Raw genomic sequence first — 13,181 nt, 5'->3', positions numbered from 1 at the left:
TTTTTGCCGCCGGGGAATTCAAGGATTTCACCGCTGTCGCTGCTGTCTTCCTCTTCCCCTTTTTCTTCATCAGCCCCGTCTTTTTCCTTGGCCGCAGCCTGGGCTGCCGCCTCCTCTTCCGCCGTGGGCGGTTCCGGCTCGGTGCGGACATTCCGCCGGCCGAAGAAATCGAAATCCGGCCGCAGTTCAGCAATGAGATCGTCCAGCTCCGGCCCCATGATGGTTTCCTCTTCCATGAGCAGGTCGGTGAGGGCGTGGAGGATATCTATATTGTCTTCCAGGATCTGTTTGGCCGTGGCGTAGGCCTTGTCGATGATGGCGGCCACCTCGGCGTCGATCTTCTGGGCCGTGGCTTCGGAGTAGGATTTTGCCTGGGTCATTTCCCTGCCGATGAAGATGTTGTCGTCATGGTCTTCATAGGAGAGGGGGGCCAGGCTGTCGCTCATGCCGAAGCTTCTGATCATCCGGTTGGCCAGCTTGGTGGCCTGCTTGATGTCGTTGGAAGCACCGGTGGAGATCCGGCTGAAAATGATTTCCTCGGCCACCCGTCCGCCAAAGGCAATGGCCAACTCGTTTTCCAGTTGGTCCTTGTACTTGAAGTCCCCTTCCTCGGGCAGGAACCAGGTTACGCCGGCGGCCCGTCCCCGGGGAATGATAGTGATCTTGTTCACGGCATCGGTGCCGGGCAGGAACCTTGCCACCAGGGCATGGCCGCCTTCGTGGTAGGCCGTGGTTTTTTTCTCTTCTTCCTTGAGGACTTTTGATTTTCGTTCCAGGCCCATGTAAACCTTGTCCTTGGCATCTTCAAAATCCCTCATGGACAGTTTCTCGTGGTCCCGCTTGGCCGCCAGCAGGGCGGCTTCGTTGCAGAGATTTTCCAGGTCAGCGCCGGAAAATCCCGGGGTGCCCTTTGCCAGGATGGCCGGATCCACATCGCCGGCCAGGGGGCTTTTTTTCATGTGAACGCGGAGGATCCCTTCACGCCCCTTGATATCGGGCATATCAACCACCACCTGGCGGTCAAACCGGCCCGGACGGAGCAGGGCCGGATCCAGGACATCGGCCCGGTTGGTGGCGGCCATGAGGATAACCCCCTCGTTGGACTGGAACCCGTCCATTTCAACCAGGAGCTGGTTCAGGGTCTGTTCCCGCTCGTCGTGCCCGCCGCCCAGGCCTGCGCCGCGCTGGCGGCCCACGGCATCAATTTCGTCAATGAAGATGATACAGGGGGCGTTCTTTTTACCCTGGGCAAAAAGGTCTCTGACACGTGATGCGCCAACGCCCACGAACATCTCCACAAAGTCGGAACCGGAGATGGTAAAAAAGGGAACACCGGCCTCCCCGGCCACCGCCCTTGAGAGCAGGGTCTTGCCGGTACCGGGGTTGCCCACCAAAAGCACGCCTTTGGGGATTCTGCCCCCCAGACGGGTGTATTTGTTGGGGTTTTTCAGGAAATCAACGACTTCCTTGAGTTCTTCCTTGGCCTCATCAATACCCTGGACATTGGCAAAGGTGACCTTTTCACCCTTGTCATCCATGAGGCGGGCCCGGCTTTTCCCGAAAGAGAGCGCCTTGCCGCCCCCGCCGCCGCCCTGCATCTGGCGCATGAAAAATATCCACACCCCGATGAGCACGATCATGGGCAGCCAGGAGACAATGATGGACATGAACCATGAGGATTCCGCAGGGGGTTTGGCCTTGATGGCCACGCCGTTGGTTCTGAGCATGGGAATAAGTTCTACGTCAGCAGGGGCAAAACTTTTGAAGCGGCCACCGCTGGAATCGGTAATATAAAGGTCCTGCCCCTGGATCACCACGCTCTGGATCCGGCCGTCTTCCACAAGGGACAGGAATTCTGAATATCCGATATCGGATTGTCCGGCCTGCTGCTGGTTGAAGATATTGTAAAGCATCACCATCATCAGCACGATGACCAGCCACAGGGAGATGTTTTTATAAAATTGATTCAATGTTTTTCCTCTCTTAAGGTTAATAAACCGATAAAAACTTTACTATATATAAACATAAAAAAGGATACATCAAGGGGACGGAGGGCAGGTTTTGTCCCCCGCCGCCTTCTGACGGCGACCCAGTTCCCGCAGGGGGAGTTTCTCTTTTTGAATACAGAGTTGCCCCCGTCGTTTATATACCCTGATCCGGCCGGGAAGGTCCAGGCTTTTACCCGGTTCCCCGGTGCAGAGGGTGATGATGTCCCTGATATGGGTGTGGCTGATCCGGCGCAGGTCCTGTTTCACTTTTTGCAGTCCCCGGCGCAATACCCTGGCGGCCAGGGCCGGGTGGAGGGCCGACAGTTCCGGTGCGGACAGGGCGAGCCGTTCCGGGGACTCCTCCTGAAGTATGCTGTGCAAGGCCTGTGTGGTTTCGGTTTCAAGATAATCGTCTTCCTGGGCCAGTATGCCGGAGAGGCGGTCCAGCCCGGTTCTGATATCCGGGTTGTACTCCGCCTCCAGCAGGGGGATGAGCCGGGTCCGCACCCGGTTTCGCAAAAAGGCCGGGTCTGTATTGGAAGAGTCCATGACAAAGGGCTGGTCCACGGATGCCAGAAATGCCAGGATATCGGCTTTGGGCATATTGATCAATGGCCGGATGAACCGGCCTTCCCGGACAGGGGGGATCCCCCGGAGTCCCGTTGGCCCGGTGCCGCGGATGAGATTCATGAGCACCAGTTCCACATGGTCGTCCCGGTTGTGGCCGGTGGCGATACGGGTGTATCCCCCGGCCGCCGCCGTCCGGCTGAAAAAATCATACCTGGCGTTCCGCCCGGCCTCTTCCAGAGACAGCTTCTGCTTTTTTGCAAAGGCCTTTATATCCCGGGATTCAACTGAGAGGTCAATGCCGGCGTCTGCGGCAAATTCCCGGACAAAGTTTTCGTCCCTAACGGATTCCTCTCCCCTCAGGTTGTGGTTGAGGTGGGCTGCCCCCAGGGAGAACCCCATCTCATCTTTCAGGGCCAGGAGCACCCGGGCCAGGGTCACGGAATCCGGGCCGCCGGAGAGGCCGATGAGGAGTTTGTCTCCTTGTCCGGCCATGGCGTATCCGGCAATGGTGCGCCGTACCCGGTCAATAAAACCGGTATGGGGTTCAGCAGGCAAAGAGGGCCTCCGGATCCACCGGCGGCATCAGGCCGGCCCGGGCGGCATGGTCGAAAAAGGCGAGTACGGCCCGGGTCCCCAGGTCGCCGATATCCTTTGAAAATTCATTGACGTAGAGGCCGATGTGCTGGTCAATCACATGGTCTTCCATCTCCTGGGCGTAGGCCTTGATATAGTCCCGGCCCTGGGCCGGGTGGGCGAATCCGTGGTCAATGCTTTCCCGTATCAGGGTTTGGATTCTGCAGGCGGTGTCAGCGGACAGCTCTTTGTGGACGGCAATGCATCCCAGGGGGATGGGCAGCCCGGTGGCCTCTTCCCACCACTGGCCCAGGTCGGCCGTCATTTCAAGACCCTGGTTTTGATAGATGAACCGGCCTTCATGGATGATGACGCCGAAATCGGCTTTTTCCCCCTTAACCGCTGGCATGACCTGTTCAAAGGGCATGGGCACCGCTTCAAACGCCATTCCGGGAAAGGCCTCGGCCATGTAAAAGCGAAAGAGGTGGTAGGCGGTGGTACCCAGGCCCGGCACCGCCACCCTTGGTTCCTCTTTCCCATCCAGCTTTCGGCCGGGCAGGGAAATGATCAGGGGGCCGCAGCCTTTTCCCAGGGCCGCCCCTGTCCTGAGCAGGGCATAGCGGTCCAGAAGGGTGCCCAGGGCGGCAAAGCTGAGTTTGGTGATCTGGTAGGCTTCCTTGGCTGCATTCTGGTTCAGGGTTTCCACATCCTCCAGTACAATGCTGAAGTCCATGCCATGGGTGTCTATAAGCTGGCGGGCAATCCCCTTGAAAATAAAGGTGTCATTGGGACAGGGGGAGTAGGCAAGCGTGTATGGGGTTTTCATTGCGGTTTTCTTTCAGGGTTATCTGGTCCCCGGATATTTTGGTAGTTTTAAATTACCGGGTCAGTCAGTTTGTTCATACGGGTGCAACGGACATCGGCCTTTTCCGGAATAAATTTTGGCGGAAAATAAAGCGCTGTTTATTAAAACATGATATAATAACGGATTGCAATACATGGAGGAAGAAAGAATGAAAGGTTTTTTTAACCAGATATTATCCGTTGACCTGACCCGTGGGACCTTCCAGCGGGAGGCGGTCAATGACAGAATATACCGGGAGTATCTCGGAGGAAAGGGCCTGGGCACCTGGCTGCTGTCCCGGCGAAACCCCGTGGGCGTGGATCCCCTTTCGCCGGACAACCATATTATTTTCGCCACCGGCCCTGTGACCAATACCATGACCTGGGGCAGTTCCCGGTACGGGGTCTTTACCAAATCCCCCCTCACGGGGTTGTATGCGGAGTCCTATTCCGGGGGGCGGCTGCCCGAGGCCATATCCGCCACCGGGTTTGATGCTGTGGTCATACGCGGGAAGGCAACGGGACTCACCGTGCTTGAAATCAATCCCGACGGGGCGGTATTCCACGATGGCAGCCACCTGGCCGGCCGGGACACCTTTGCCGCCGAAGAGGCGGTCCGGGCGGCCTTTGCAGGGGATAAGAAAAGCGGCTGGAAATCCGGAACCTGTGTGGTGGGGCCGGCGGCCGAGGCCGGGGTGGCCTGCTCGGTGATTAAGAACGACGGGTGGCGGTGCGCCGGCCGGGCCGGCACCGGTGCGGTACTCGGCTCCAAAAATGTGAAGGCAGTATATTTCACCGGCGACCGGAAACAGGAGATTCATGACCCCAAGTCCCTGGCCGGGCTGGGGAAAACCATGGCAGCAGAGGGTAAGGACCATCCCGTGGTCCATGCCTATAAAACCATGGGCACCCCCCAGATGGTGAAGATCATGAATTCGGCCAATGCCTTCCCCACCAAATACTGGACCCGGGGCAGGGCGGACCATTGGGAAAAAATTTCAGCCGACGCCCTCCACAGCCGGTGCGAGGTTCGTCCCCATGCCTGTGCCAAGTGTTACCTTTCCTGCGGCCGGATGACCCGGGTGCTGGAGGGGGAACATAAGGGCCTGGTCCTTGAGGGGCCGGAGTATGAGACCCTCTACGCCTTCGGCGGACTGTGCATGGTGGAATCGGTGGAGGAGGTCGCCCGGCTCAACCATGTCTGCGACGGTTTGGGCATTGACACAATCAGCGGCGGGAACCTCTGCGCCTTTGCCATGGCGGCATACGAACAGGGAAAATCAGACTACCCCATTGCCTTCGGGGATGCCCGGGGCGTTGAAACCCTGTTGAACCTTATCGCTCGGAAAGAAGGTCCCGGCGCCCTGCTGGCCAGGGGCATCGTCCATGCCGCCCGGGCCTGGGGCATGGAAGACCAGGCCGTCCATGTCAAGGGCATGGAACCGGCGGGGTATGATCCCAGGGTGCTCAAGGGGATGGGCCTGGCCTATGCCTCTTCGGACCGGGGGGCCTGCCATCTGCGGTCCACATTCTACAAACCCGAGCTGGCCGGAATGATTCCCAAGGAGCAGGTGCGGGGCAAGGCAGAAATGTTCATTGATTTTGAGGACCGCCTCACCCTTTTTGACGCCCTGATCCTCTGCAAGTTCTACCGGGATCTCTACCCCTGGGAGCGGCTGGGGCAGATGATCCGTGCGGCCACGGGCATGGAAGGGTCAAAGCGCGAGCTTTCGGCTGTGGCGGCCAATATCTCTTCCCTGGTCCGGGAATTTAACCTCAGGGAGGGGATGACGCCGGAGGATGAAAAACTGCCGCGGCCCTTCCACAAACCCCTTGAGGACAGCGGGGCGGTCATCACTGAAGATGATATGGCTGTACTCATGGATGAATACCGTGAACTGCGGGGCTGGTCATCATAGATGGATAAAATTCATGGGCTTCTGGTCTCCAAAGGCCAGGCCCATGTCGATCCGCTCCAGCACCGTTTCCTTTTCTTCGGGGAATTTATAGCCCTCGTAATCATGGGTAAATACCAGATCCCCGGTGGCCGTGCGCCAGTGGTTGCCCATGTGGTCGAAACAGACCTTTGAGGTGACCGTCAGGGCCGAAACCATCCGTTTCAGTTCCAAAAGCTGCTCCCTGGGGGAAAGTAGGGTGAGTCCCCCCTGGTTTACGTCATTGTAAATGGGGGTGCCGGGGATGGGCCGAAAGGGCCTGGACCGGATATAGTGGGGATTTACCGCGTTGAGTACCTCTGCGGTGCTGTCAGCGTGGGCCTCCCACCTCTCTTTGCCGCCCAGGCCGGGCATCCAGTACTCCGATACCTGGAATCCAGCGGCCATGGCCTTTTGCCCGCCTTTTATATGCCCCTGGCTGTCCACCCCCTTTTTAATCTGTTTGAGCAGGGTGTCATCCCCGGTTTCCAGCCCCAGGTGGACCCGGTCCAGGCCCGCTTCCCGGATGGCTTTCAGGTTTTCTATGGATCGCTGGGAAAGGGTTCTGGCCCGGGCATAGGTGGTGATCCGTTCAATGGAGGGGAAGGTGGTTTTCAGATAGGACAGGGCCTGGATGAGGTCCGCCGGTTTCATGATCAGGGAATTTCCGTCCTGGATAAAGGCGGTTCTGCCCCCGGCGGCCAGCCACTGGATGAACATATCCGCCCCCTGGTGACAGTTGAGGCCGGGGTGTTTTTCAAGCAGGGCCATGACCGCTTCCCTTGTCATCCGGCCTTCCTGGCCCAGACGCCGGGATTGGGCCTTCAGGTCCGAGGCCATGGCAGCCATGGCGTCAATATCGGCCTTGATCTCTCCAAGGGGCCGGAGCTCAAATTTTTCCGTTTTGTACATGGCGCAGAAGGTGCAGTGGTTCCAGGGGCAGTTCCGGGTGAACCTCACCAGGAGGGAGGCGCTGCCCCCTTCGCTGGGCGGGCGGTATACCCCGGTTTCAAATGGATATGGATTTGAATTCATGGCGTCTCCCTTTTTTCGGTGGCCTAAAATTCGTGGTTAAAGGTGATGAGGTAAGCCCCGTTCCCGGGATCAATGCCTGCGGTCAGGTTGAAGTGGCGGTCCAGGATTTTGATCTGCTGGGTCTTGTTGTACTTGTGGGCAGCGGTGATGGATCCGTAGATATTGCCGGCGTAGAATCCGGATTCCACAAAGGAGACCACCCCGCCCAGGGCGGGATTGCCACTGTCAAAGGCTTCGTACGCCCCCCAGATCAGGCCGGCGTTGAGGCAGAAGGTGACAAAGGCATCTTTGTACCGCTCGCAGTAGAGAAATCCCCCGCCGGGGATAAGGGCCAGAATACCGGCCGCTGCGGGATTCTTTTGGGGGGCGGCTTTCACCTTTTCAAGGGCGGCCAGCCGGGCCGGGACATTGTATTCTCCTTTCCGGTCCGGTGAGATCAGGGTCAGGTATTTTTGGGCCTCTTCCAGCTGGTTTTTCCCCAGCTCCCGGGTTTCCCGGATGTGGAGGCGGGCCAGTTCAAGATAAATCCGGTCCCGGGTTTCCGGGTCTTCGGTGAGCTTGAGGTAATTCTGGAGAACGATCCCGGCATACCCCGGGTTGTCCATGGCCTGGAACGCTTTGCTCTGCATGAAATAGGATTCCCTGGTGTAGGGGGACTCTTTCTCTTTAAGGATGATATCGTTGAACCGCCGGGCCGCCTCATGGAACTGCCCGGAATGATACAGGGCCATGGCCGTTTTGAATTCCGCCTCTGCCACCCTGGCATCCCCGGGAAAAAAGTGGATGAACCGTTTCAATTCCACCTGGGCGGCGGTGTAATCCCCTTTTTTAAACAGATCCAAGGCGTATCCGTACTGAATATCCGGGGTAATGACCAGCCCGGGGGCACCGGATGCGGTTCCCGGTGTCGGCAGGCAGAAACAGGCCAGAAAAAGGAGGGCGGCGGCAAATCGGCTTCTGCCGAAGCGGCTGGGTAAACGGGATTGCATTTTATTTGTCCTCCTTTTTTGAGAACCACCAGAAATCGTTGGCACTGACGGGATCTGAAATATATTCCCGGCCCTTGATCCGGATGTGGGGAGAAATCCTGGCTTCATCCCTCCCGCATCTGACCAGGCGGTCACAGGCCATTATCCAGCCGATGACCAGGCCGTGTTTTTGGACGGCCCGGGCGGCATAGGCCGAACAGGACGGGGTCATGGGGCAGCGGTTGCCGTCGGCCGCCGAGATATGGTCCTGGAAAAATGCAATGGCCGGGTTCCGGCGGGCTGTCTCATCGTCGCCTGCAGCCGCCGGGGCGGCGGGCAGCATCCAGGCAGAAACGGTACAAATAAGCAGGATATATATTGTGTTTTTCAAAGCGATGCTCCGGAACGGGTTCGGGTATACGGTCCAAAAAATTCAACATAATTGAACCTTTTTTTAAATTCAATAAAAATTAAGTGCATGGCCGGGCCGGCTATGGTAGATTCCGGTCAGGCAGATTAATCCTGAAGCCTAGGGCCGGGCGCTTCCCGGTCCAAATCGTTAAAAATTTTAGAATACTATTAGGGAGACCCGTGCCCCATGAACCGAGATTTAATCCATCCTTCCTTTTTGCTGCTCATGATATTTTTTATTTCCGCAGTATTTCTGGTCATGATCAAATCTTTTCTCATGGCCATTCTGCTGGCCGGCATTTTTTCCGCCCTGGCCCATCCCCTTTACCGGCGGCTCAATGCCTGGACCGGCGGGCGGCAGGCCCTGGCCTCCTCCGTGACCATACTGATTATCATTTTAATGGTACTGCTCCCCTTGAGCGGGCTGCTGGGCATTGTCACCTCCCAGGCCATAAAGGTGGGGCAGTCGGCCACCCCATGGGTCCAGGAACAGCTGGCCTCTCCGGCGGCCTTCTCCCAATGGCTGGAGAAAATTCCCTTTTATGAAGATATCCTGCCCTACAGGGAAACCATTTTCCAGAAGGCCGGCGAGCTGGTGGAGGTGGCGACCCGGTTCCTGGTATCCGGGCTCCAGGCCGGGGCCATGGGCACGGTGAACTTTCTTTTTACCGTGGCCATCCTGCTGTACACCATGTTCTTCTTTCTCATGGACGGCCACCGGCTCCTGGAAAAAATCCTTTTTTATATGCCCCTGGACGACGAGGATGAGCGTCGCCTTTTGGACCGGTTTACTTCGGTGGCCCGGGCCACCATCAAGGGAACGGCCATCATCGGGATTGTTCAGGGCGGAGCCTCGGGGGCTGCGTTTGCCGTTGTTGGAATCCACAGTTCAGTATTCTGGGGGACGGTGATGACGGTACTTTCCATTATTCCGGGCATCGGCACGGCACTGGTCTGGGTGCCGGCGGCGTTCTGGCTTGCGGCCAAGGGGCTGTGGCTCAAGGCGGCGGGCCTGGCACTGTTCTGCGGCCTGGTGGTGGGCAGCGTGGATAATCTGCTCCGCCCCCGGCTGGTGGGCAAGGATACGGAGATGCACGATCTGCTCATCCTTTTTTCCACCCTGGGCGGCATCTCCATGTTCGGGATCATCGGATTTATCATCGGGCCTATTATTGCGGCCCTTTTTGTCACTATCTGGGAAATCTACGGGGTGGTATTCAAAGACGTGCTGCCCAAGGTCCGTGCCTTTGAAAACAATGGCGATGCCGGCCCGAAGTAACTCTTTTCTAACTTGCCTCAATGGGCTATGTTGATTTAATTTGGACCGTGCAAAAATGAATAATTTATAATTGAGGCATACATATGCGTTTAAATGATAAGGGGTTTTCCTTCATTGAATTGATGGTCGTGGTGGTGATCCTGGGAATCCTGGCCGGCATGATTGTGCCCCGGTACATGGGCCGGACCGACGACGCCAAGGCGGTCAAGGCCAAGGTGGATATTGCCGCCATTGAAACCAGCCTGAAGATGTACCGGCTGGACAACGGCAGCTATCCTTCCACGGAGCAGGGGCTCATGGCGCTCATTGAAAAACCGTCCACAGATCCACCGGCGCCCAATTGGAATGCAGACGGGTATCTGGATAAAAAGAGTCTGCCCAAGGATCCCTGGGGACGGGAGTACCTATACCTCTCTCCGGGAGTCCATGAAGAGTTTGATATCATCTCCTACGGCGCGGATGGCGCCCCCGGGGGAGAAGGGAAGAATGCCGATATCAACAGCTGGGAAATAGACTAGAACATATCCGTATCTTTACATTTTTTTCTGGGTGATTATGGTATGAGATCCAAAGATAAAACCAAGAATTGCCCAGGAAAAATATGAAAAATAATTCCGGTACAGCCGCACATATACCCGAACCCGTTGACGCCGATACCACCCTGGTTCCGTTTTCTCCACTGCCCGGCCAGGGCGGAAACGCCACCAAGGAACTTGACAGGATAATCGTCCGGGGCGCCAAAGAGCATAACCTGAAAAATATTGATGTGGAGGTCCCCAAAAAGAAGCTTGTGGTGGTCACGGGGGTCTCGGGCTCGGGCAAATCCAGCCTGGCCTTTGACACCATTTTTGCAGAGGGCCAGCGGCGGTATGTGGAATCCCTCTCCTCCTACGCCCGTCAGTTCATCGGGCAGATGGAAAAGCCCAAGTACGATACCATCCGGGGACTTTCCCCCACCATTGCCATTGAACAGAAGGCCGCCTCAAAGAACCCCCGGTCCACGGTGGGCACCATTACGGAGATCTATGATTACCTGCGGGTGCTTTTTGCCCGGGTCGGCACCCAGTACTGCTGTAAATGCGGGCAAAAGGTGGGGCGGGGCCATGCCCAGTCCATGGTTTCCCAGATCCTGGACCTGCCCCAGGGATCCAAGATCCTTATCCTGGCCCCCATTGTGGAAAACCGCAAGGGGGAACACCGGGAGCGGCTGGATGAACTAAAAAAGGACGGCTATGCCCGGGTGCGGGTGGACGGGGTGGTCCAGGACCTTGAAAATGTCCAGACCCTGGCCCGGAACAAAAAGCACCATATCGAGGTGGTCATCGACCGGCTGGTGGTGAAATCCGGGGGCAAATTCGAGGAACGGCTCACCGATTCGGTAGAGGCGGCCCTGAAACTGGGGAACGGCCAGCTCATTGTTCACATGATGGGCCGGGAGGACCTGAAAATGAGCGAGGCCCGGTCCTGCTGCGGCATCGCCTATCCCGAACTCACCCCGCAGATTTTTTCATTCAATTCCCCCCTGGGCATGTGTCCGGACTGCAACGGCATCGGTACCCTGCTGGCCATGGATCCGGATAAGGTGGTGCCGGATCAAAACCTAAGCATCCGTGAAGGGGCGGTGATTCCCTGGAAAAATTATTTCATCAAAAATCCCCGGTTCAACAATGACAACTCCTGGGGCAAGGGCCAGTTGCTGGCCATGGAAGAGCAGTGGGGCATTGATTTTGACACCCCCTGGAAAAAGCTGCCCAAAAAGCAGCGGGACCTGCTCCTTTACGGGTCCGCCACCAAGCAGATGACCGTGAACTGGAATTCCGCCAAGATCCAGGGAAAGTTTTCCCGGACCCATGAAGGGCTGATCCACACCCTCATGCGCCGGTATCGGAATACCCAGTCCGAGCACCAGAAAAAGTATTATGCCAATTTCATGACCGCCTCCACCTGCCCGGCCTGCGGCGGGCGCCGGCTCAAGGAGGAAATCCTCCATGTCATGATCAACGGCAGGTCCATCATTGATGTCACCGAAATGACGGTGAAGGATGCCTACGCCTTTGCCTCTTCCCTGGACCTGGAGGGGAACCGGCGGCTCATTGCCCAGGAACTGCTCAAGGAGATCTCCGACCGCCTGGGGTTTCTGGTGAATGTCGGTCTGGATTACCTCTCCCTGGACCGGTCCGGCCCCACCCTCTCCGGCGGGGAATCCCAGCGCATCCGCCTGGCCTCCCAGGTGGGCTCCGAGCTCACAGGGGTGCTGTATATCCTGGACGAGCCCTCCATCGGCCTGCACCAGCGGGACAATATAAAACTGCTCTCCACCCTCAAGCATCTGAGGGATATCGGCAACACCCTGCTCATTGTGGAGCATGACCAGGAGACCATGGAGGAATCGGACTGGATCGTGGATATCGGCCCGGGTGCCGGCCACCTGGGCGGTCAGATCGTGGCCCAGGGAACCCCGGAACAGATCCGGAACAATCCGGCCTCCATCACCGGCAAATTCCTTACGGGGAGAGAGGCCATATCCCTTCCCAAAAAGCGGCGGACCCCCAAATCCATGGGCAATAAATGGATTACCATCTGCGGGGCCGCGGAAAATAATCTGAAGAATATCACGGCCAAGATTCCCGTGGGACTGCTGTCGGCGGTCACCGGGGTTTCCGGAGCGGGCAAATCCACCCTTATCAACCAGATCCTCTATCCGGCCCTGGCAGTGGCGCTTAATAAATCCCAGATGACCGTGGGCAGGCATGAGAAAATCACCGGCCTCTCGCACATCAACAAGGTGATCAACATCGACCAGAAGCCCATCGGAAGGACGCCCCGGAGTAATCCGGCCACCTACACCAAGGTCTTCGACCATATCCGGGACTTCTTTGCCATGCTGCCCGAATCCCAGGCCCGGGGGTATAAGAAGGGGCGGTATTCATTCAACGTCAAGGGCGGCCGGTGCGAGGCCTGCAAAGGGGACGGCTACATCAAGGTGGAAATGCATTTTCTGGCCGATGTCTTTGTGCCCTGCGAGGTCTGCCACGGCAAGCGCTTCAACAAGGCCACCCTGGAAATCCGTTACAAGGACCATTCCATTGCCGATGTCCTTGATCTCTCGGTGGTCCAGGCCCGGGAACTCTTTGAAAGCCACCCCAAGATCACCCATATTCTGGCCACCCTCATTGATGTGGGGCTTTCCTATATAAAACTGGGGCAGGCCGCCACCACACTCTCCGGGGGGGAAGCCCAGCGGATCAAACTGGCCCGGGAACTGGCCAAGCGGGATACGGGGGAGACCCTGTATATACTGGACGAACCCACCACCGGTCTCCATTTCCAGGATGTACGCATGCTCCTGGCTGTTCTCCAGCGGCTCACCGACGCCGGCAACACCGTGGTGATCATCGAGCACAATCTGGATGTGGTGAAAACCGCGGACTGGGTCATTGACATCGGACCCGAGGGCGGCAGCAGCGGCGGGGGCGTGGTGGCTGCCGGTTCGCCGGAAAAGGTGGCACAGCATCCGGAGAGCCATACCGGGCGCTACCTTAAGGAAATGCTGGCCTGATCACACCGTCTCCAACCGGGG

9 protein-coding genes and 1 pseudogene are annotated in these 13,181 nt (G+C 57.6%); 4 read left to right on the top strand and 6 right to left on the bottom strand.

Annotation, left to right across the window (positions count from 1 at the left end):
- Positions 1–140: 140 nt before the first annotated feature.
- The 3 genes and pseudogenes from HUN04_12200 to HUN04_12190 all read right to left on the bottom strand — a co-directional run bounded on the left by HUN04_12200 (position 141) and on the right by HUN04_12190 (position 3,957).
- Positions 141–1,970, bottom strand: a pseudogene (locus tag HUN04_12200) (ATP-dependent metallopeptidase FtsH/Yme1/Tma family protein).
- A 69-nt stretch (positions 1,971–2,039) separates the two neighbouring features.
- The gene (tilS, locus tag HUN04_12195) at positions 2,040–3,113 is read right to left on the bottom strand and encodes a tRNA lysidine(34) synthetase TilS (GenBank protein ID WDP90413.1); all 1,074 of its coding nucleotides are present in this window, start codon (positions 3,111–3,113) and stop codon (positions 2,040–2,042) included.
- Positions 3,103–3,957, bottom strand: a complete 855-nt coding sequence (locus HUN04_12190) for a 1,4-dihydroxy-6-naphthoate synthase (protein ID WDP90412.1) — start codon at positions 3,955–3,957, stop codon at positions 3,103–3,105. Before HUN04_12190 ends, tilS begins: the two co-directional genes overlap by 11 nt.
- Positions 3,958–4,144: 187 nt before the next feature.
- Here HUN04_12190 and HUN04_12185 point away from each other — a divergent pair, with 187 nt between their 5' ends.
- Positions 4,145–5,893, top strand: coding sequence for an aldehyde ferredoxin oxidoreductase family protein (locus HUN04_12185; GenBank protein WDP90411.1), 1,749 nt, complete (start codon positions 4,145–4,147; stop codon positions 5,891–5,893).
- Here the strand turns inward: HUN04_12185 and HUN04_12180 are convergent.
- Genes HUN04_12180 through HUN04_12170 form a run of 3 tightly spaced genes read right to left on the bottom strand, consistent with a single transcriptional unit; the run spans position 5,888 to position 8,254 of the window.
- Complete coding sequence (locus HUN04_12180) at positions 5,888–6,943, bottom strand: radical SAM protein (protein ID WDP90410.1); 1,056 nt, start codon at positions 6,941–6,943, stop codon at positions 5,888–5,890. The genes HUN04_12185 and HUN04_12180 overlap by 6 nt on opposite strands.
- Positions 6,944–6,966: 23 nt before the next feature.
- A complete protein-coding gene (locus HUN04_12175; GenBank protein ID WDP90409.1) occupies positions 6,967–7,932 on the bottom strand; it encodes a hypothetical protein in 966 nt (321 codons plus the stop codon).
- 1 nt (position 7,933) lies between these two features.
- Positions 7,934–8,254, bottom strand: coding sequence for a membrane protein insertion efficiency factor YidD (locus tag HUN04_12170; GenBank protein WDP93271.1), 321 nt, complete (start codon positions 8,252–8,254; stop codon positions 7,934–7,936).
- Positions 8,255–8,509: 255 nt separating this feature from the next.
- Between HUN04_12170 and HUN04_12165 the strand changes: the two genes are divergently transcribed.
- The 3 genes from HUN04_12165 (at position 8,510) to uvrA (ending at position 13,160) form a co-directional block, all read left to right on the top strand.
- Positions 8,510–9,601: an AI-2E family transporter gene (locus HUN04_12165; GenBank protein ID WDP90408.1), complete on the top strand. Its 1,092-nt coding sequence runs from the start codon at positions 8,510–8,512 to the stop codon at positions 9,599–9,601.
- 83 nt (positions 9,602–9,684) lie between these two features.
- Complete coding sequence (gspG, locus tag HUN04_12160) at positions 9,685–10,119, top strand: type II secretion system major pseudopilin GspG (protein WDP90407.1); 435 nt, start codon at positions 9,685–9,687, stop codon at positions 10,117–10,119.
- 83 nt (positions 10,120–10,202) lie between these two features.
- Positions 10,203–13,160, top strand: coding sequence for an excinuclease ABC subunit UvrA (gene uvrA, locus HUN04_12155; protein ID WDP90406.1), 2,958 nt, complete (start codon positions 10,203–10,205; stop codon positions 13,158–13,160).
- Positions 13,161–13,181: the final 21 nt, after the last annotated feature.

It is taken from the genome of Desulfobacter sp., from assembly GCA_028768525.1.
Taxonomy (GTDB): domain Bacteria; phylum Desulfobacterota; class Desulfobacteria; order Desulfobacterales; family Desulfobacteraceae; genus Desulfobacter.
This window is presented reverse-complemented; position numbering and strand designations above follow the sequence as displayed.

Excerpts from the sequence above, each read along its gene's own strand:
- HUN04_12165 (WDP90408.1), top strand. The coding sequence starts at position 8,510 with ATGAACCGAGATTTAATCCATCCTTCCTTTTTGCTGCTCATGATATTT.
- HUN04_12175 (WDP90409.1), bottom strand. The coding sequence starts at position 7,932 with ATGCAATCCCGTTTACCCAGCCGCTTCGGCAGAAGCCGATTTGCCGCC.
- gspG (WDP90407.1), top strand. The coding sequence starts at position 9,685 with ATGCGTTTAAATGATAAGGGGTTTTCCTTCATTGAATTGATGGTCGTG.
- HUN04_12170 (WDP93271.1), bottom strand. The coding sequence starts at position 8,254 with ATGCTGCCCGCCGCCCCGGCGGCTGCAGGCGACGATGAGACAGCCCGC.
- HUN04_12185 (WDP90411.1), top strand. The coding sequence starts at position 4,145 with ATGAAAGGTTTTTTTAACCAGATATTATCCGTTGACCTGACCCGTGGG.
- uvrA (WDP90406.1), top strand. The coding sequence starts at position 10,203 with ATGAAAAATAATTCCGGTACAGCCGCACATATACCCGAACCCGTTGAC.
- HUN04_12190 (WDP90412.1), bottom strand. The coding sequence starts at position 3,957 with ATGAAAACCCCATACACGCTTGCCTACTCCCCCTGTCCCAATGACACC.
- HUN04_12180 (WDP90410.1), bottom strand. The coding sequence starts at position 6,943 with ATGAATTCAAATCCATATCCATTTGAAACCGGGGTATACCGCCCGCCC.